The following is a 20,611-nucleotide window of genomic DNA, read 5'->3' as shown; positions in this document are numbered from 1 at the left end:
TTGTGTTAGTAAAATGCTTATAAAATTTGTTATTGAATATAAATTTGTGCAAGATTAATGTTATTTCTTTATTTCATTACATCGTTGCCAATGAAAGTGGTCTTTACTACATTAACATTCATTAAATAATTGATTCTTTACCACCTATTAAGTAATAATGTATGTTCTTCTTTTTCGTAATTATTTGCTAGGTAAACAACCTTGTTTCTTCCCGTTTGTTTAGCCTTATAAAGTGCTTTATCGGCTTCTTCGGTCAGTTTAGAAAAATCTTTTGTTGTTTGAGGATAAGTTGCAACACCTATAGATATTGTTATGCAAATCATCTCACCACTAGTTAGAGTAAATTGATGTTTTTCAACTGTTGTTCGAACACGTTCCGCAATATTTATTGCCTGTTGAGGAAGACAGCCTACAAGCATTACCGAAAACTCTTCTCCTCCATTCCTAGAAACAATTCCGAAATCACCACAGGTTTTTAGAAGAACTTTCCCTAATTCTTGCAAAACTTTATCCCCTTCTGTATGACCATAAGTATCGTTAACCTTTTTAAAAAAATCGATGTCGATAAACAATAATGAAAGATATTCCCCTCTTTCACTTATTCGACTAGTAATACTGTTAAAAGCCTTATCAAACTGCCTAACATTATTTAAGCCAGTTAAGAAATCCTTTAGAGACTCCTCTTTGTATTTTGTATATATTTCATTCGAAATCATAAGGTAATTTGTATAATCATATAACAAGATTGCAATAAGAGAATTTCCTATCCAATAAGCACATAATATATTTAACAGAATAATAGTATTTTTCACTAAGAAAATATATGCTAAGCTTCCAATTATAGTACAAAACACTGTTTTATACATCCATTTTTGTCTCATAGAAATCCCTATAGTTCCAAAAATAGGGCATCCTATACCCATCACTATTGCAATAATTAATGCTGTAATTGAAGAGGTTGTTGTTCCAAAGTATATAACTCTAAATACTCCTATAATAATGCTGGTTATTATAGATGCTATAGGCCCCGCAAATATAGATGATAATATAATTGCAATATTTCTGAAGTCAAGGATAACGGTAGGAACCACAACAACACTATTTAACATTAGTATGCATCCTAGTACTCCAGCGGACACTCCAAACATAGTTTTTACAGAGATTGAAGAACTTTCAGTAATGCCATTTTCCCTAACATAAAACTGATTTCCCAGAGAGATAAAAGTAACTATAATTGTAGAATTCAAAAGCAAATCATTTATCATAAAGCACCTCATATTTTGCATAATATCATCTATCACGATTTTAGTCAATGAGTAGATTGTATCTGAAAAGGTGTAAAATATCAATAGCATTTCTTACTTTTTACACCTTTCCCTAATATCAACTTCCGAATGTTGATACTTCCAATTCCTGTCTTCTTGTTTTGCAATCCATTTCACCAGGGCTTGCTTAGTAAACATAATCCTATTTCCAACCCAGTAATGAGGTATTTCTTTTTTTCGGGCTAGCTCTCTAATGGTATAAGCTGAACATCCTATAAATATTGAAGCCGCTTTGGTATCCATACCATATTTTCGAGCTTCGTCTTTATTGTCAAAAGCTATAATGTTTTCATTTAATGCTTTATAAGAATAGACATATTCTTTATTTATGACTTCTACTTTTATACTCATAGCCTTTTCTCCCGTAGCTGGCGTACCAGCGTTTATTGTAGCTACAAGTTAATATTACTTCATGATTATCAAAGAAATTTTGAGCATTAAAAAAGCACGCCTATTCATCTTTAGGCATGCTCTTTTAATATTACTCAACATTGTTTATTTTTTCTTTAGAAATATTTAATTTAACCTGTTGTGCTAGTAAAACTTATTAATAGAAAAACTCCAGCTAATTATGTTAACCTATCGTTAATAACAACCACGAAATTAAGATAGGAGGATAACATATGCTGGAGCTTACTAATAAATATTCTATCAAAGAATTTGTGATTTAAAAGACTTTATCACTGTCACCTATGTTATAATTTACTATATTTACCATAAGATTACCCCAACTTATATTAAAAAACGTAAGAATATCAACCATTACATTCTAAGCGATAGTCAAATAATTACCATCAGCATCGTTGGTGAATTGCTCACTATTGATTCTGAAAAGGCTTGGATAGAATTTTGTAAAAAGAATCTTAATGATTTATTCCCACAGTTTTCTCATAGAACTCGTTTTAACAGAACCCGTAGGGGATTGCATTCAATTATAGATGAAATCCGCAATGAAATTACTTCTATGCTTGGTTTCACTGATAATTCTTACAGGATTATCGATAGTATTCAAATACCTGTCTGTAAGTTCGGTAGAGCACGTTTTCATAAAACCTTTAGGGGTTATGGCGCAGCCTATGGTAATTGTCCTTCAAAGAAGGAAACGTACCTTGGATATAAGCTACACATGCTTGTTAACCTGGGTGGTTATGTTACTGATTTCGTCCTTACACCAGCAGATATTGATGACAGAAGGCCTGTATGGGAACTCCTTGAATCCTACGATTCTATTACCGTCCTTGGAGATAAGGGCTATACAAGTAGTAATCTATCTCCAGAACTTAAGGTTGAAAAGAATATTGATCTGCTTCCTTTACAAAAGAAAAATAGCAAGAACCAGTATCCTAAAGAACTCAGGCAGATAATCTTCAAACTCAGAAGGAGAATTGAAACCACTGCTTCGCAGCTAACAGAGCAACTCAATATCGAAAAAGTATTGGCAAAATTCCTATGGAGATTGAACACAAGAATCAAAACAAAGGTCTTAGCCTATAATCTCTGTCATTTTATTAATAGAGTATTAGGCAAAACCAGCGATATAGCAAAGATTAAAGACCTAATATTCGGATAATGTATCCATTTAATTAGAGTACTTAGGATTAAGGGAGTATTATATCTTTCTTGTTTACCATAATATTCCTCAGCATAAATCTTAGCAAGTAGCACATTAAGTTAAATTACTCCTGTATGACTTTATTCTTTCCACTACCTTTAGCATCATATAGTGCCTTGTCAGCCCTCCATATTAAGTCATTGACTGTATCACCACGTTTATATGTTGAAATTCCAAAGCTACACGTCACTCGTAAGTTTCCATTAAAAATGTGCTTTTCAATCTTATTCCGTAACTCTTCTGTCTTACGATATGCTTTTTGGATACTTGTTTCGGGAAGAACAACTAAATATTCTTCTCCACCCCATCTTCCAATAACATCACTCTCACGTTCAAAAACAGATAAAAAAAGTCTTCCTATTTCAACTAGCACTGCATCACCAGCTAAATGACCGTAAACATCATTAATGCTTTTAAAATTGTCAATATCAGCTATTACAATAGAAAAACATATATCTCTATCTAATGCTCTCGCAATTTCTTTTTGAATAACTTTATCCAACTTTCCTCTATTGAATAAGCCAGTTAAGTTATCGGTGATTGATATTAACCTTAATTGACGGTTTAATTCTTCATATTCCTCCGTGATGACTTCAATAAAGTGGATTAATCTAGCTACTGCACGAGAGTCTCTATATAATATAAGAGAATCGTCCTCCTCATTTTTCTCTATGGTATTACTCTTTTTGTCATAACATCCGTTATGACTCTTCCCACCTTCTCTAAATCCAGCAATCACCAAAGTTGAATTCAGTGACTTTAAATTCATCATTGTTCCACTATACTCTCCGTATGTATAAAATCCAAAAGTTGGAGCTATCTTTTGAAAAGGTTCTGTCTCAAGATCAATGTCATCATTAAGAAGCGTATGTCGTGATCCGCAAGAAAACAAACAGATTGCTTGAGGTTGAAAACATCTCATCTTTTGGTGTACATCATGGGCATTGTGAATCATAGTTACTGGGTCAGCATATCCAATACGGAAAGTCTCCCCTTCTCTAATATCTGCAATAAACTGGATAGCACCTTCATTATTCACACTGATAGGAACTCTAGATTGATACTCTCCTTGTCTATTTACAAGAAAAGAATACCCTAGTACATTTAAGAAAAATTGATCATCGCTTTTAATATTGAGGTACTTGTTGTAAATTTCAAAGGCCGGCCTACCATTCACCTTTTTTACAAGCATATCCTTAGATTCAGTGATCATCATTTCAGGGCTAAACGGTTTTCATCCTAAGTACATGCAAGTTTCAATCAGCAAGTCTTCACCTATATACGCAACAGCAACTATTCCCTTTTTCAATTTGTCTCTTCCTGCAATAACGATAGTGTTAGACGTTGCATAATAGTCACCGGCCCCTCCACCAAATACACTTGTTTTTTTAGTATAACTTCGCAATCCTTTTAACAGCTTTTCTGTGTTTATGCTAAGGGGAGTCGTAAGCAATTGAATTCCAGCAATCCTATTCTTTATACTTTCTAACTGTTTTCCTAGATCAAAACCACAATCAGCCTCGTCTTTTTTTGAACAATCTTCAGCAATGACTTTTATTTCTGTCAATTCAAAAAAAGATAATGCAATGACGGTTTCTCCCCTACTCGTTTTTCCTTTAATAATTTCTCCTACAGTTGACGCTCCAACTATATAGACATTCGGGATTATACCAAGAATACACTCTACAACTGATGTATACCATGTTATATCATTGTTAGATGAGTATACTTGTACAAGAGTTGATTTTGACTTCTGTGCTTCCATATAAATGTTCTTTTGACTCAGAAAATGTTTTATATCTTCAAGATTATTAACATTAATAATTTCTTGCTTCATTTTCCACCTCCATCTATAACTGCAAAATCTTTTATAAAATAACTTCTAGCTGCTTTAACAGGCTAGTCTTTACAACTCCTGGAGCTAAATTTTGAACTAGAACTTTCTTAAATCAATCAAATATTACCCGTTATGATACAAAACCCGACCCCTGATTCCTTCAAGGTATAAAACCCGTGGCTCTCCACTGAAAAGAGCGCCACGGGTTTTACTTTGATAGTGCTATGAGTTTAAGGTAGATAGGCACAATCTGGCCCTTATCCTTGTAAGGTATTCTCTACACTTTTTAATTGGTTTTTAAATCAGTTTGGATTTTTTTAACAGTCTTTGCATGATTGCTGCCACCTTAGCTCTAGTAATATTATCTTTTGGCGCTATCATATTATCGCTTCTACCGGAAACTATTCCTGATTTGACACAAGCTGCAATAGCTCTTTTAGCATAATCCGCTGACTGTACCCCATCACCAAAGCCCTCAAGGAGTTTTTCTATTTCGCCGTTAACAAGCTCTGCCTTTAGCTCTGTGATGTTCATTGCCCTGGAGATCATTGTCATAGCCTGTTCCCTGGTAATCTTATCCATTGGTCCAAAATTGCCATTGCCATAGCCTGAAATAATCTTGTACGCAACTGCTGTCTCGATGTAATCACTATACCAGTCAGAAACTTTTACATCCTCAAATGGATTCATTCCCTCTCCTGGCTTCAGTCCTAATGCTCTTACCATGATAGCTGCAAATTCTGCACGGGTGATGTCTCTATCAGGTTCGTACATGTCATTGTCAACTCCGCTGACAACCATTCTGGAACCCATGTCGTTTATGGCAGCTTTTGCCCAGTGATTTTCTGCATCTTTGAATTCTAATGGATGCCATACAACTGAATAGGTACTGTTGGTCAAACTGTTGATTTTTGCATAGTATTTTCCGTCTATTACGATTACCTCTGTTGGTACATGCCGTACCGTTCCATCAGCTTCTACTACAATACCCGTAGTAACTTTGGATGGGTCAATACCTTCAGGTATTGCCATCAATCTTTCTACATAGGCGTTGAATTTACTTATTTCTACCGCTTTTCCATCATAAATACCTTTAATGGTAAAATCGATTGGAGCGGCTACGATGGTAAATCCTCCTTTTTTCCGAGAATTTTCTACTACTTTAACGGTTTCTTCCGTTGACTTTGCTATCTCTACCTGGATCTTTATATCATGTAATGCCACATTTCTTCCGATTTGCTCAGATATGGCATCTATGTTTATCTGCTGTGCAGGCAAGGTATAAATAGCTGCTCCTGTCTTTATTTCCAATACTGCCTGCTTGCTTTCCATGTTTTTAACCATCTGTCCATTCAGTTCACCGATTACTATATCGGATTTTGTACTGACAGGGATAGTCACTACCGCTTTATATCCTTCGCTTGCCAGTTTCTGCTCCAGCTTCTGCTGATCAAGCTTAACTGTTGTCACTGTTTGGTTACCTTTCGTCGTAGTTGTTACCGTCCCTGCATTCTCAACTTTGCCGTTTACTAGGACTTTGACTGAAGTATCTGTCGATGCAGGTGTTGTTGTCGTGCTCCCTCCACCACTGCCTCCTTTTGAAGGCTTATAAGGTGTTACCGCGTTTGAAGGTATAGAACTAGGTCCTGTTCCTTCTTCATTTCTCGCCTGTACTGTAAAGGTATAAGTAGTACCATTGGTCAATCCTGTAACGACGATCGGGCTACCACTGCCTTTGGCTGAGATGTTGCCCGGGCTTGATTTATAATATATTCTATTATCGGACTACCTCCATCATTTTCAGGAGCTACAAAGCTCAACGTAGCTTGTTCGTTCCCTGCTGATGCTGTTACATTAGTCGGAGCTCCAGGTATGGTTAGCTCTTCACCTCCAGGTTCCTCTTCATCAATATCTGCCCAAATCCTCCAGGGGCTCTCCCCATACTGCACCTGTTTCAATCCCGGATAGGGATAGCCCTCATAACCGTCGTCACTAACAGCTTCGATTGTCCATCCAGCGTCGGTATATGTTTTGATATCTATCATTTCATCAGCGGTTTTACCTTCTCCCCCTACGCTGAAGGAAAGACCTGATGTTTCTGTGTTCCAAAATGAAGCGACTATATTTATCGTTGTCTCTGGATCCATGTGCTCATCATATCCCACCAATCCGCCGATATTATTTCCACCGCTTACTTTACCCGTTGAATAACTGTGGAATATGAGTCCACCCTGCATAATAGCACCCACAAAGCCCCCTGCTTTATTTCCCGTGACATCTCCAGTTGCATAACTATTTAATATGGCAATTTGGTCATACCCATTCATCACACCAACCAAGCCGCCTATGCCACCATAATGAAGTTCTTCTTGAGCCATGCTTCCCGAAACATTTCCTGTAGCATAGCTGTTTAGTATGCCAGTTTCATCGTATTCGTGCAGCACACCAACTAATCCACCAACACCGCCAAATCCATTTGCTCCATTTCCAGCAACATTTCCCGTGGCATAGGTATTTAAAATAGTAACACTTTGTGCATAACCTATCAAGCCGCCCACCTGATCGCTATTGTCTGAATCACCGATTACGTCTCCTGTTGCATAACTGTTTACTACTATGGCTCTACCAATGCTCCCCACAAGACCTCCTAGTCCATTGTTTGTACCCTCTATATCGACATTTGAAGAACAATCAGAAATTTCTAGTTTCCCATTTTCATTGTGCCATATATATCCAGCAAGCCCTCCAACGGAGTATCGTCCAGTGATAACTCCCGTCACACTTACATTGGAAATTTCACCTTCAAGGGATGGGTTGTTGATATACATACGTCCAATAAGCCCACCAACATTTGATTTTCCGCTGATGTCTACATTATCAAGATTCACATTCTTAATGGTTCCTGATGCAACATACCCAAACAAGCCGACATTATCTTGTGTATGTCGAATAATTTGCATATCAATGATACTATGATTTTTTCCGTCATATGAACCTGTATACGGGGTAATATTCGTACCAATTGGTAGCCAGTTGCTCTCATTATACCCATCAAGATCGATATCTGCAATTTGGATAAAATGCTTGTCTAAGTGATTTCTTACATTGTTCAGATGATTTGCAGTTGCCACCTGGTATGGATCTTCTTCCGTACCGGAGCCACCTGCGAATTCTGTCAATTGCAGCACCCATTTATTAAGATTGCTGTCATAATTATAGGTACCTGCAGCATACCCATATTCCCAATAATCATTTTTAAATTGAGCGCCATACATACCCATTGAGTTATTATTAGTTATTGAAACATAGCTTCCGATAGTGATACTGGTCAATGGATTGCCTGAAAAAACTTCATTACGGATTGACGTAACGTTATCAGGGATAACCACCGTCGTTAGTTGGTTATCTTTAAACATACCTAGAGCCAACTCATTTAAACTGTTGCCAATAGTAACAGATTTCAACTGATTGTTTTCGAAAACCCGATTTCCGGTTTCTTCAACACTATCCGGAATCACAATGCTATTCAACTTATTACCCCAAAAAGCATTTAATCCTATATATGTCACACTGTTTGGAATCATGACCGTTGTTATCTGGTTACCTTCAAATGCGTAACTTTCTATTGTGGTTACACTATCTGGTACAGTGACTGATGTTAAATTATTATATGCAAATGCTCTAGTACCGATTTCCGCTACCGATACTCCGTCAATGGTATCGGGTATAGTGATATCTGTGGCTGAGCCAATATAGTCAGTAATAGTTCCAGTAGCAGGATCAAAGACAAAATCTCCGCTCTCATCTGCCTCACTGACATTATTATCTACTGGAAAATCTACAATCTTTTGTAGTCTTTGATATATACCATCATAGATATTAAACGCCGAATTCGCAAATGAAAATATAACTGTTTGACCATTTGACACCCTTTGACTTAAGGCAACCGTTAAAGTCTTGCTTCCATACCCGGTTACTATGCTGATTTCCCGATCCACTCCATCAACTTTTACTGTCATATCCGCTTTGGCGGAAGCCTCGTCTACGACCTCAATATTTTCATCAAAGGTCAAAATAACTTGATTTGGGTTGGCATCTTCAACGCTTGCACTCACTAAAAACGGAGGTGCCATATCTAAATCTGCTGCTCTTGTTACACCCTTTAAAGTAGGATAGGTTGCCCCTATTGTTATTTCCCAAACATCAACAAAATTCCATGCAGCAAAGGTATCCTGCTGTTTCATTTCAAAACTAGTTTTTGGTGTTCCTTTGCCTGTGTCGTCCGCGCCAGTAGTTTCTGAACTGTAAAAGGAGTTTGTTACAGTCCATTGGTTCCTGCCCACAAGTCCACCCTTATAATCTCCAGGTTCTTGACGAGTTTGGGTCACAAGGCCGGTAGCATAAGAGTTTTCTACTGTACCATAGGCATTCCAACCCACTAAGCCACCTACTCTTGTTCCTGTTACATCGGCAGAAGAATAAGAGTCTGAAATTAACCCACCGACCATCATTCCATTAAAGCCGACTAAGCCACCTGTATAATTCAAAGATGTATCAGAAGATGTTATGCTTCCTGAGGTATAACATCTTACAATGTCCCCTGAGTTCCATCCAACCAAGACTCCGGCATTGCCTTCAGCAGTAATATTACCAATTGCATATGCGTCTGCTATAGTAGAAGTATATTCCACTTGGCCTGCCAAACCGCCCACATTAGTTTTTCCGGTTATATCGAAATTGAATAGTCTTATATTTTTAATTGTTGCACCGCTAACTTTTCCAAATAATCCCTGATAATCATCATTTGGCCGGTTAATATCCATTGAAATAATTTCATAGCTAGACCCATCATATGTACCTGTGAATGGCTGCTCTGATGTGCCGATAGGCTCCCAGCCTTCAGCATCGAAACCATTAATATCATTTTGCAAATCGATTTCTGCTGTCTGAATAAAATGCTTATCCTTGTGATTTCTTACATTCCCTAATTGCTCCGCTGTTGCCACCTGGTATGGATCTTCTTCCGTACCGGAGCCACCGGCGAATTCGCCACCCGAGCCTAGATCTATTTGTTCTACTGTAACACTTCCAGGACCTACTACCCTGAAGGTTACTTCTCCGGTAGTACCAGATATATAAGATGTTACGACAATATAATAGTCAGTACCCTCTTCCAAAGCTTGTTCCGGCAACCAAGAATGCAAGTTGTCTCCTTCCATGGCTATATCATCATTAGCCGCTAACAGATTTATCAACGGTTGATCCTTATCGAAGTCTCCTTCATATAGAAGAAGAAATGTGTCATTTGATTCTGTTCCATCACTTTCGAGTAAGTCTGAATCCGTGACTTCTATTGCATATGTACCTGAAACTTCCGGTGTCATTTTTATTACAAAATAATTGTATTCTTCATCTCCTTCTACAACATCAGATGCACTTAAGATTGCATCAAAATTTTCTTCATAAGTCTCATTAGGAGCAGGTCTTAAAAACCTTGATTCATCTCTCAATGTACCGTTAAAAGTTGTTGTTACATCTGCATCTGCTAAGCTCCAGGTTTCAGCATCTGTATCATATACATAATTACCTGCTTGTTTATTAACACCACTTACATCATCATAAAATACTTTAAAATTATGGGGAATCGATTCAAAACCCAAGGATACATCGCTTCCGATGGTAATCTTCGTAATATTATTACCAAAAAATGCGAAGTCTTCTATGGTCTTCACACTATCAGGAATCAATACACTGCTAAGTTCATTATTAGTGAAGGCTGACATATTAATTGTTGTAACGCTGTCTGGTATTTCAACATTTTCAATGCTATTATTTGAAAATGCAAACATTCCAAGGGTAATAACACCTTTAGGAATTGTCACCCTTCTTAGTTCATTATTAGCAAAGGCTGACATTGCAATTATTGAAATGTTATTGCTAATACTTATATTTTGCAGTTTGTTCTGTTCAAAAGCTGAATATCCAATACTTGTAACACTGTCAGGTATAGTAACGCTTGTAAGGACGTTACCTTTAAACGCGCTAGAACCAATGCTGTTAACACTAGTAGGAATATTTACTTCTGTAAGTTGATTTCCGGAAAATACGGCGTCCCCAATGCTTGTCACACCATTCGGAATTGTTAACACACCAGTTAAGCTTTTATTAGTGAATGCGTTATTATCAATCCCAACCACCGATAAATTTCCCGCTGAAGCGTCGTAAACGACTTCAGCAACGGTAGGGTCAGCTATTGGTCCTCCAGTGTAGCCTGTTATTGTTGCTGTTCCATCTTCATTATCACTCCATGTTAAGTGCTCGTCAAGAATGACTGTCTCGCTGGCTTGTACGGTCTGTACAGATAGTCCTGAAAACAAGCTGACAGTCAATACAAAGACTAATAATAGTGAAATCTTTCTTTTGATTTTCACGCTAAATACCCCCTTGCCTGATTTTTTAGAGATTAAATTTATATACCTTATGAATTCTATCAAACTGAACTCAACAAAACCTCAACAAAAACCGACTTATTACTACAAAAAGAAGCATTTTTCATTTTTTGAAAAATGCTTCTTTTTGTAGATTCATATTAAAGAAAAGGTCTCATTAGGCTTTTTATTTCTACTGAGGGATTGATGCCAATCTCTTGACTCAAAATCACTTCATATTTTTTGTAGCACCGAACAGCCTCTGCCACATACCCACTATTAATAAGTAATACTATCAACGCCTTATAGGCTTCATCCGAAAGGGGATTTTCAAGAATTATACTATTTAGTATCTCAGCCGATTTATTGATATCTCCAATCTCTCCATACTGTTTAGCCAAGGTTAAACTAAGTTTTAAATATTTATTCTCAAGCCACGTTTGTTGAGCCGAAGCCCACTCATAGCATGATAATCCAAAATAAGGTCCTTTATAAAGGCAACTGGCCTTCTCTAATGTTTCTATGCTTGTTTTTTCCAGATCCATCTTCTTAATTAAGTTTATGAATTCCAGCTTATCACAATTAAAATGCTGCATATTTAATGCATACTTCCCTTGAGATTTAATCAAGATGTCTTTCTGTCCATGTATTTCTAATTCTTTACGCATGTAATAGCTTGTAGTATGAAAGATTTTTGCAGCCTTGTTAAATTCCCAATCAGGCCACAACGCTTCTATAATTTGTTCTCTTGAAACAAGGTTTCCTTCATGATGAATTAAGAACCCAAAAAGCTCTTCAACCTTTGATGTTCTCCAACGTATATATTTATTTTGAGCATCATCTGAAGAGCATGTAAAGCCGCCTAAACACTGAACAAATAATTTTGGAGAACTATTTTGTACAATTTCTTCTTTTGCTTTTTCAATTAAATGAGCTAATTTGCTGGCACCTGTATAATCCTTATGATTTAATAGATCTAATTGTGAAAACGTCGGTATAATTATACTGTTCGCTGAGTCATACTTTCCCTCGTTAATGTCAGTGTCATCCTGTGCATTTTCTCTTAGCCCTACTGCCACCATGGTTGAATTCAGTACATTTAAGTTTTTCTCGCTTCCAAAGTATTCGCCATATGTATAGAAACCAGATGTTGGTGCTATCTCTTGAAATGGTATAGTCTCAATCTCTACAGCTCCGCCCATAAGGGTATGTCTTGATGAACAAGAATATAAATATATGCTATCAGGATTGAAATTTTTCATTTTTCCATGAACCTCTTCTGCATTTTTTAGGATGGTTGCAGGATCTCCATATCCTAAGCTGAATGTTTCACCTTCGTACATATCCGCTATAAATGTAAGGGCGCCATGTTCATCAACCGCTATGGGTACCCTTGAGACCATCTCTCCTCCACGGTTAAACAGAAATGTAAATCCAATAGCGTTCAGGAAGAATTGTTCGTTCCTTGGTATATTCAAATATTTATCATAAACCATAAAAGCTTCTTTCCCATCTATGGTCTTTACAATCATTCCTTCAGATTCTGTAATTCTCATTTCCTTGCTTACAGCTTTCCATCCTAAGTAGGTCATTGCCTTAATCTGTAGTTTAGGACCATAAAATATTACTGCAAGAGCCCCCTGTTTAATAACTTCTAAGTCATGGATAATTAATGAGTTTCTAGCAGCTTCATAATTTCCTGCACCACCACCAAAAAAATTCAAGCATTCATTACGCTTAGCTAGACCCTTAACCAACTCGCTTGTATCTATGCTTAATGGTGTAGCAAGTAGCATGATCCCCGCGATATCATCCTCTATTGAATTAATCTGCTGCCCAATTAGGTGGCCTAGCTCCCTTTCTTCTCCAGAGATACATTTGTGGGAAATCACTTTAACATGGGACGATTCGAATAATGTGATTGAAACGACCGTCTTTCCCCTTATCGTTTTCCCATTACAAATCTCCCCAACCGAGGAAGCACCTACAATAACCGCTGTTGGAATTTTTTTCAATAACTCATTTGAAATAATTTTAAACCATTCACCTTCATTTACTGAACTGAAAATTTGTATAAATACAGTCTCAAACTCATCTGATTGTAAATCGGCTGCATCTTTTTTGAGTTCTTCTTTTAATTCATTGATATTGTCTAATTGATATATTTTTTGCTTCACACTTCACCACTCCCTGATTTCTCTATCTTTCAAACAGCATTCAGATAATTATTCATTGAATTTCCCCATAATTTTACTAGTAAACTTTTAATTTCTTAGTAATCAAAAAGGCTACCCGCAATAGATACCTAGGATTTAAATATATCGATGAGTTGGTGGAGTCGATTTCTTATTACCTTGACAATCTAGATCGCTATCCTACTTTCGATGACTATTATCCAGAGCTTGTGCAGGTCTTTGTCAAGTTGCAAAGTTAGTACTTCATTTGCCTGCCGATCTTGCTATACAGGACAAGGGGATGGATACGACGCTACTAAGATCATCATACTTGAATGAGGAACCTTGTACCCGGTCCCTATATCCTTTTGATTTAAAAATAACTTTGTTATCCCAGTTGTTCTAATTTATTGATCCACTCTTTATGGTGTCTCACTAACCAAGCACAAGAATCTATTTTGTTCGATTCATTTCTGTAAACAATTTTCATTAATACTTCCTACTGTTTTGCCAAGATGGCTTCTACATTCTTCAATCCTTTCTATCTTTTCTAAAGGCATTTCAATAACTTTATTTTGTAAAAGGAGTTGAAAATAGATTTTATCCTTTGTTAATGCCAGAACACCATTTCCTCTAATTTGCGTAAAACGTGCTGATTCTTGTCCAAAGAAATTTGCACCTGAAGAAATCATCTCTTTGCCAATTTTATTCATTACCTGCATTGTCTTCTTCTGTGAAATTATCTTTATAAGAATATAAACCAATCCTAATGAAATGACTATCAATAAAATCTTTTCAATTATATGCAATATAACCTCCTTTACTTTATGCATAAGTAAAATATGTAAATTATAATTTAAAAATGTACAATTATTGTATTTTTAATGCTTTTTAAAAAAATGTACAAATATTACAATCTAAAATATTAGACGAAGTGAACCATTTACATTGAGAGACATATGTAGTAGCCTCAAATATAGGCATTGCCTTCGTTGTAAGGCTTGAGTGTAAGGCTTTAGAACTACATATGCAGAGGCTCAATGTCAATGGCTAATATTTTCATTTATATTTTTTGAACATTTTGAGATTATAATTTTTATACAAAATTGCATTGTAATTTACAAAATACCTGGTTTTGTTTTACTACATTGCTAGTAGCTGAATAAATCGTCCCATGGTTTTGTATCATTTCTGGATTCAACTTTCTTCTTATAAATATGCTATGACGCTATCCATAGTAAAATCCCTCCTAGCTCGATATGAGGGAGCATATAAGGATATTTGTTGCTAGAAATACCATACTCTCAATATATGTCTATAGTGAACCATGTACATGGCACTTAAAAATTGTTGTTTTATGGCATTCTAAAAATATGTAGTGTTTTAGCAATACAAGATGATTTGCCATTGACATTGAGCCTCTGTATACATGGTTAGAGCATTTAAGGGCCACTTGAAAAATCAATGCCTGACGTCACAAAGTCTACCATGCATACATCTCAATGTAAATGGTGCGCAGACCAAATCATTGTACGTTTTTGACATTATTTTTGATACATAATTAATGCCATTTACATGCATTTTTGTTTTGTCATTTACAAACCATATAGTTTTGAGAGTCCTGACATGATTTATGCAGGTCAGAAACTGTTATTGCCTTAATGAATGTGTAAAAGGAATCAGTCCCAAAAATATCATGCTTGATACTGTCCTCTACTGACTTAACAACATCTGCATGCTCTAACTTTAAACCAACTGAAAAATCTATAATATTTGCTGCAATAGCTAGCCTACAAGCCCTATCAAAGCGATCTTCCGCCTTATGTAACCATTTTTCCTCAATAATTCTCTCGTAGATTTCTTTAGCAATTTCATTGTACTGATCTTTTAATCTCAAGTATGGATCATGAACCCCTGTATTATTTTTAGCATGCTGATGCATCCTAAAAGCTATTTCTGGCGCTGTTTGCTTGAAGTCCATATCTCCTAATTCTTTCAAAGATCTCTTTATTATTTCTTCTTGCATTGTTACATTCTTTGTCGCTTCTTCTGCTATTTCTACTGCTTGTCGAGCAAGACAGTAAATGCAGGCCCGTGATATTTTCATATAATCCTCTCCTATTGTTGTCAACTGTTTGAAATACTTTTAGTAGGATCTGACAACCCTCTTTTAATATGTCGTCAGACTGTTAAAGCTACATCCCATCTAGCTACTATTATCCCATGAATTTTTTGGAAAATAAAGGGCCATTTAACATTTCAAATGCACCTCGTAGAGTAGACTTTTTCCAATCGTCTACCCTACGGGGTGCATTTGAATATTGTAAGAGAGCATTATTTATAATATCTTTTTATCATCTTTTGAAGCTGCACAATTACTTCTTCAGCATTCTCTATAGATTCAGCCAAGCCGATATCCAGCGGTCAGTTGCACCAACAATGTCTTCCCTAGAGGATGGGGTATCTATTATTTCTCTTAGGTTGCCTTCCTGATGCTCATCAATATACTTAAACATATGCAATATACTTAAACATATGCAATATACAACATCATACAAATAAAAAAGACCATTAATACTTAGTACAAGTATCATGGTTGTAATTCAATGTATCAGCTAATATAATTTTATCTTTGTAAGAGTAGTTCACGTTATATGATGATCTTTCCTATATCCCTATTACTCTTTGCTCTAAAATAATTTACACACACTATTTTAGCGTGTGTAAAAAGGTGTCATCATTCACCCACAACAACCGATAATGAGCAACATTTAGCCATGTTCAATAAATTTTATCTTGGTAGTTTCCTTTTAAAATGTCTCCTTCATTTCCACTATATGTAGTCTCAACTATAGCTACGTGCACTGTATTCAGTATGTAAATCTAAAAAATAAAAGAGCCACATTTCTGTAGCTCTTTTGATTGAATAAATATACCAATTATCTCTTTGAGAACTGTGGTGCACGTCTTGCTGCTTTTAAACCATATTTCTTTCTTTCTTTCATTCTTGCATCTCTAGTTAAGAAACCAGCTTTTTTAAGAGTTCCTCTTAAAGTTTCGTCAGCTTTGATTAATGCTCTAGAAATACCATGTCTTAATGCTCCTGCTTGACCTGTGTATCCGCCACCTTTTACAGTTGCGATAACATCGAATTTACCTAAAGTTTCTGTTAACTCTAAAGGTCTTCTAACTTCTCTCTTAAGAGTCTCATAGTTAAGGTACTCTTCGATATCTCTTTTATTTATTGTTATATTCCCGTCACCAGGAAGTAATCTTACTCTAGCTATTGATTTTTTTCTTCTTCCAGTTCCATAGTAGGCAACTTTAGCCATTATCTTATCCTCCCTCCAGATATTATTATACTTCTAAAGCTTCTGGTTGTTGAGCCTCATGAATATGAGTTGTACCAGTATATACTCTTAGTTTTTTAAGCATTTGTCTTCCAAGTCTTGTTTTTGGTAACATACCTTTAACAGCGTGGTAAACTAATTGCTCAGGTTTTTCTTGTAACATTCTTCTAAAAGAAATTTCTTTTAATCCACCTGGATGTCCTGTATGATAAGTGTAGAAGTTTTGGTCTAATTTTTTTCCTGTTAATACAACTTTTTCTGCATTAAGTACGATAACAAAATCGCCTGAGTCCACATGTGGTGTATATTCTGGTTTATGCTTACCTCTTAGGATTTTAGCAACCTCTGAACTTAGACGACCTAATGATTTACCTTCTGCATCTACTATATACCACTTCTTTTCAACTTCATTAGGTTTTGCCATATATGATTTCATTTTTTTCCCTCCTCTGAAAAGTTCTACTTTCAGTTTGTTTTTTTAATATCCAATTTTGTCGTTATCTATATGCTTCAAGATCCGGGGCTCTGGATCATTGTTAGCTAACACTAATTAATTGTAATACATTGTACCACGTGTGTCAAGAAGGATAATACACTTTCTCTAATATTAATCCTTGAGGTGGAGCAGTGTGGCCTGCTTTTCTTCTGTCCTTACTTAAAAGTATCTGTTCTATATCCTCAATAGGACGTTTATCAGTCCCAATTTCAACTAAAGTTCCTACAATAATTCTTACCATATTATATAAAAAACCATTACCATGGAAACTTAGACATATATTGTTATTATGTTTGTCAATTTTTATTGTATAAATGGTCCTGACTGTATCTTGAACACTGCTCCCACTAGACATAAAAGCTTTGAAATCATGGGTTCCTATTAATTTTTTTGCAGCATTCTCCATCTTAGAAATACTAAGTTTATTTGTCACATGATAGCTGTAATTTCTAAATAAAGAGCTTCTAGTAGAGGAATTATATATGTTATATAAATACTTTTTACTTTCTGCGGAATATCTTGCATGAAAATCTAAAGGAACCTCTTTAGCGTTCAAAACTGTAATGTCCTGAGCCAGATTACTGTTTAGTGCAGGCACTATACGATTTGTAGGTATGCTTGCATTAAGATAAAAGTTAGCTACCTGTCCTTTTGCATGTACCCCTGCATCTGTCCTTCCTGCAGCATTAAGCTTAATTTCTTCATTAGTAATTTTCTTTAGAGCCTTCATTATTTCTTCTTGAACTGACCTGGCATTTGGTTGTATTTGCCACCCTGAATAGTTTGTCCCATCATACTCTATTTCAATCATAATATTTCTCATTTTTATCGACCCCACAATATTTAATTTAGAGTCCCTACATATATCTACTATATAATAGCATAACTAACATTAAGGCTGTTATTACTATACCAATGCTATCCTTTGATGTCATTTTTAATTCCTTCATTCTTGTCCTATTATCTCCACCCCTATAACATCTAGCTTCCATTGCCATAGCTAAATCATCTGCTCTTCTAAATGCACTAATAAATAAAGGTACTAATAAAGGGACTAAACTCTTTGCTCTACTTAAAATATTGCCACTCTCAAAGTCTGCGCCTCGTGCAATTTGTGCTTTCATTATCTTGTCTGTCTCTTCTAATAATGTAGGAATAAACCTTAATGCAATTGTCATCATCATAGCTAGTTCATGGGCTGGAACCCCAATTTTCTTAAAAGGGTTTAACATGTATTCAATCCCATCAGTTAACTGAATAGGAGTTGTTGTTAAAGTTAATAAAGAAGTTCCTACTACTAAAAGAATAAGTCTTAAAGCCATAAATATAGCCTGGCTTAATCCTTCCCTCGTAACATTTAGTGGCCCCATAGTGTAGATTATTTCCCCAGTAGTCATGAACACGTTAATTATAAATGTGATGATTATAATAAACATTAAAGGCTTTAAACCTTTAGTCATGTATCTTATGGGTATTTTTGATAGAAACATGGCTCCTAGTATAAATGCAATAATAATTCCATAGGCTATAAATTTATTTATGATAAACAGTCCTACTATTAGAGAAAATGTTATTAGTAGCTTCGTTCTAGGATCTAATTTATGTATTATCGATCCAGTAGGATAGTATTGACCGATTGTTATATCCTTAAGCATTATTTTTTCTCCTTATCCATTTCAATATTTCCTGTTTTGCTTCCTCCACTGTAATTATCTCGTTGTTTAGTTCTATACCATTATCCAGTAACTTTTTCGTTAAATCAGTTACTTGTGGTACACCTAGGCCAATACCTTCAAGCATTTCATACTCTTTAAAAATCTCCTTTGGTGGCCCTGTTAAAACAACCTTAGATTTATGCATAACAATAATTCTATTAACATATCTAGCTATATCCTCCATACTATGAGAAACTAGAATAATTGTAATATTATTTTCCTTGTGAAGACTATTTATCTGTTCTAAGATTTCGTCTCTTCCCTTAGGGTCTAAACCTGCCGTTGGCTCGTCTAAAATTAAAATTTCTGGCTTCATTGCAAGAATACCTGCAATTGCTACTCTACGTTTCTGACCCCCACTAAGCTCAAATGGGGAGCGGTCTTTCAATTCTTCAAAATCTAAATTAACCTGCTGCATAGATTCCTTAACTCTTTTTTCTATTTCTTCTTCAGACAGATTTAAGTTTGTTGGTCCAAATGCAATATCCTTAAATATTGTTTCCTCAAAGAGTTGGTATTCAGGATATTGAAAAACTAAGCCTACCTTCTTCCTTATATCGCTCAGTTTCGTATCCTTATTAGTTATATCTAAACCATTTATTATAACCTTACCCTCTGTAGACTTCAAAAGCCCATTTAAATGCTGAATAAGTGTAGATTTACCTGATCCAGTATGTCCTATAAGTCCAATAAATTCTCCACTTTCTATTTGTAAGTTAATGTTATCTAATGCTTTAGTCTCAAATGGACTTTTCGGATTATATATATGAGTTAAATTCTCTATTTTAATTGACATAAGTGCATCACCATTTCATCCACAGTTAATATATCCTTCGGTATATTAACTCCCTCTTTTATTAATTCATGTGCTAATTCTGTTACTTGTGGGACATCTAAACCTAATTCTTTCAATTTGCTAACTTCTGAAAATACCTCTCTAGGAGTACCCTCTAGAATTATCTTTCCTTCCTCCATAACTATAATTCTATCCGCATCTACTGCTTCTTCCATAAAATGCGTAATGTGAATAATTGTCATGTTTTCTTCTCTATTTAGTTTTTTTATTGTCTTTAGTACTTCTCTTCTACCAGATGGATCTAGCATAGCTGTAGGCTCATCAAAGATTATACATTTAGGTTTCATTGCAATTACCCCAGCAATAGCTATTCTCTGCTTTTGTCCCCCAGATAAAAGATGAGGGGCACGATGCCTATGATGATCCATATCAACTATTTGAAGTGCCTCATTTACTCTCTCTACAATTATTTTTGGCTCTAAACCTAGATTTTCTGGACCAAAAGCTACATCTTCTTCAACTATTGTAGCAACAATTTGATTATCTGGGTTTTGAAATACCATACCAGCTGTTTGTCTTACTTCCCAAATAGAATCTTCATCCTTTGTATTCAAACCGTCAACAGTGATATCACCGGTAGTAGGCATTAAAAGAGCATTTAATAGCTTTGCTAAAGTTGACTTGCCCGAGCCATTATGTCCAATTATTGCTACAAACTCTCCAACCTTAATTTCCTTTGTTATTTCCTTTATTGCTAAATCCCTATCCTCATTCGTATATTGATATGTCAAATTTTTGATTTCGATTATACTGCTCATTATTTCACCCTTCTAACTACTATATTTATCTATATTAATTATATATTTAATATAATATAT

18 protein-coding genes are annotated in these 20,611 nt (G+C 35.6%); 2 read left to right on the top strand and 16 right to left on the bottom strand.

Going from position 1 to position 20,611, the window contains the following annotated elements:
* Positions 1–137: 137 nt before the first annotated feature.
* Positions 138–1,265 (bottom strand): diguanylate cyclase, encoded by a 1,128-nt coding sequence (locus HZR23_RS06690; RefSeq protein ID WP_165913707.1) that lies wholly within the window; start codon positions 1,263–1,265, stop codon positions 138–140.
* 93 nt (positions 1,266–1,358) lie between these two features.
* Complete coding sequence (locus tag HZR23_RS06685) at positions 1,359–1,676, bottom strand: helix-turn-helix domain-containing protein (RefSeq protein WP_132848833.1); 318 nt, start codon at positions 1,674–1,676, stop codon at positions 1,359–1,361.
* Between the two features lie 292 nt (positions 1,677–1,968).
* On the opposite strand from HZR23_RS06685, the gene HZR23_RS06680 reads away from it, so the two are divergent.
* Positions 1,969–2,895, top strand: coding sequence for an IS982 family transposase (locus tag HZR23_RS06680; protein WP_132848834.1), 927 nt, complete (start codon positions 1,969–1,971; stop codon positions 2,893–2,895).
* A gap of 106 nt (positions 2,896–3,001) precedes the next feature.
* On the opposite strand, the gene HZR23_RS06675 is transcribed toward HZR23_RS06680, so the two are convergent.
* From HZR23_RS06675 to HZR23_RS06655, 5 genes are all read right to left on the bottom strand, one after another.
* Complete coding sequence (locus HZR23_RS06675) at positions 3,002–4,129, bottom strand: sensor domain-containing diguanylate cyclase (protein ID WP_165913708.1); 1,128 nt, start codon at positions 4,127–4,129, stop codon at positions 3,002–3,004.
* Between the two features lie 42 nt (positions 4,130–4,171).
* Positions 4,172–4,774 carry an FIST N-terminal domain-containing protein gene (locus tag HZR23_RS06670; protein ID WP_132848836.1) on the bottom strand — a complete coding sequence of 201 codons (603 nt, stop codon included), beginning with the start codon at positions 4,772–4,774 and terminating at the stop codon, positions 4,172–4,174.
* A 297-nt stretch (positions 4,775–5,071) separates the two neighbouring features.
* Entirely contained in the window at positions 5,072–6,478 is a 1,407-nt protein-coding gene (locus HZR23_RS06665) for an S-layer homology domain-containing protein (protein ID WP_132848837.1), read from the bottom strand.
* Positions 6,475–11,205 carry a leucine-rich repeat protein gene (locus HZR23_RS06660; protein WP_207667896.1) on the bottom strand — a complete coding sequence of 1,577 codons (4,731 nt, stop codon included), beginning with the start codon at positions 11,203–11,205 and terminating at the stop codon, positions 6,475–6,477. Before HZR23_RS06660 ends, HZR23_RS06665 begins: the two co-directional genes overlap by 4 nt.
* A gap of 158 nt (positions 11,206–11,363) precedes the next feature.
* A complete protein-coding gene (locus tag HZR23_RS06655) occupies positions 11,364–13,379 on the bottom strand; it encodes an FIST N-terminal domain-containing protein (RefSeq protein ID WP_132848839.1) in 2,016 nt (671 codons plus the stop codon).
* Between the two features lie 101 nt (positions 13,380–13,480).
* Between HZR23_RS06655 and HZR23_RS18010 the strand changes: the two genes are divergently transcribed.
* Complete coding sequence (locus HZR23_RS18010; RefSeq protein ID WP_132848878.1) at positions 13,481–13,636, top strand: DUF4932 domain-containing protein; 156 nt, start codon at positions 13,481–13,483, stop codon at positions 13,634–13,636.
* Between the two features lie 207 nt (positions 13,637–13,843).
* Here HZR23_RS18010 and HZR23_RS06645 read toward each other — a convergent pair whose 3' ends face one another.
* From HZR23_RS06645 to HZR23_RS06610, 9 genes are all read right to left on the bottom strand, one after another.
* Entirely contained in the window at positions 13,844–14,209 is a 366-nt protein-coding gene (locus HZR23_RS06645; protein WP_165913710.1) for a hypothetical protein, read from the bottom strand.
* A 758-nt stretch (positions 14,210–14,967) separates the two neighbouring features.
* Positions 14,968–15,483, bottom strand: coding sequence for an ARMT1-like domain-containing protein (locus HZR23_RS06640; RefSeq protein ID WP_243098238.1), 516 nt, complete (start codon positions 15,481–15,483; stop codon positions 14,968–14,970).
* Between the two features lie 286 nt (positions 15,484–15,769).
* Positions 15,770–15,892, bottom strand: coding sequence for a hypothetical protein (locus HZR23_RS17535; protein WP_279229895.1), 123 nt, complete (start codon positions 15,890–15,892; stop codon positions 15,770–15,772).
* Positions 15,893–16,315: 423 nt separating this feature from the next.
* On the bottom strand, positions 16,316–16,708 hold the full coding sequence (rpsI, locus tag HZR23_RS06635; RefSeq protein ID WP_132848841.1) for a 30S ribosomal protein S9: 393 nt from the start codon (positions 16,706–16,708) through the stop codon (positions 16,316–16,318).
* Positions 16,709–16,733: 25 nt separating this feature from the next.
* Entirely contained in the window at positions 16,734–17,162 is a 429-nt protein-coding gene (gene rplM, locus HZR23_RS06630; protein ID WP_132848842.1) for a 50S ribosomal protein L13, read from the bottom strand.
* A 142-nt stretch (positions 17,163–17,304) separates the two neighbouring features.
* Positions 17,305–18,045, bottom strand: coding sequence for a tRNA pseudouridine(38-40) synthase TruA (gene truA / locus HZR23_RS06625; RefSeq protein WP_132848843.1), 741 nt, complete (start codon positions 18,043–18,045; stop codon positions 17,305–17,307).
* A 34-nt stretch (positions 18,046–18,079) separates the two neighbouring features.
* Positions 18,080–18,877 carry an energy-coupling factor transporter transmembrane component T family protein gene (locus tag HZR23_RS06620; protein WP_132848844.1) on the bottom strand — a complete coding sequence of 266 codons (798 nt, stop codon included), beginning with the start codon at positions 18,875–18,877 and terminating at the stop codon, positions 18,080–18,082.
* The gene (locus HZR23_RS06615; protein ID WP_132848845.1) at positions 18,870–19,733 is read right to left on the bottom strand and encodes an energy-coupling factor transporter ATPase; all 864 of its coding nucleotides are present in this window, start codon (positions 19,731–19,733) and stop codon (positions 18,870–18,872) included. Before HZR23_RS06615 ends, HZR23_RS06620 begins: the two co-directional genes overlap by 8 nt.
* Complete coding sequence (locus HZR23_RS06610; RefSeq protein WP_132848846.1) at positions 19,718–20,551, bottom strand: energy-coupling factor transporter ATPase; 834 nt, start codon at positions 20,549–20,551, stop codon at positions 19,718–19,720. Before HZR23_RS06610 ends, HZR23_RS06615 begins: the two co-directional genes overlap by 16 nt.
* Positions 20,552–20,611 lie beyond the last annotated feature (60 nt).

Source organism: Serpentinicella alkaliphila, assembly GCF_018141405.1.
GTDB lineage: Bacteria > Bacillota > Clostridia > Peptostreptococcales > Natronincolaceae > Serpentinicella > Serpentinicella alkaliphila.
The sequence above is the reverse complement of the archived record's forward strand: the minus strand, read 5'-3'. Positions and strand labels throughout refer to the sequence as shown.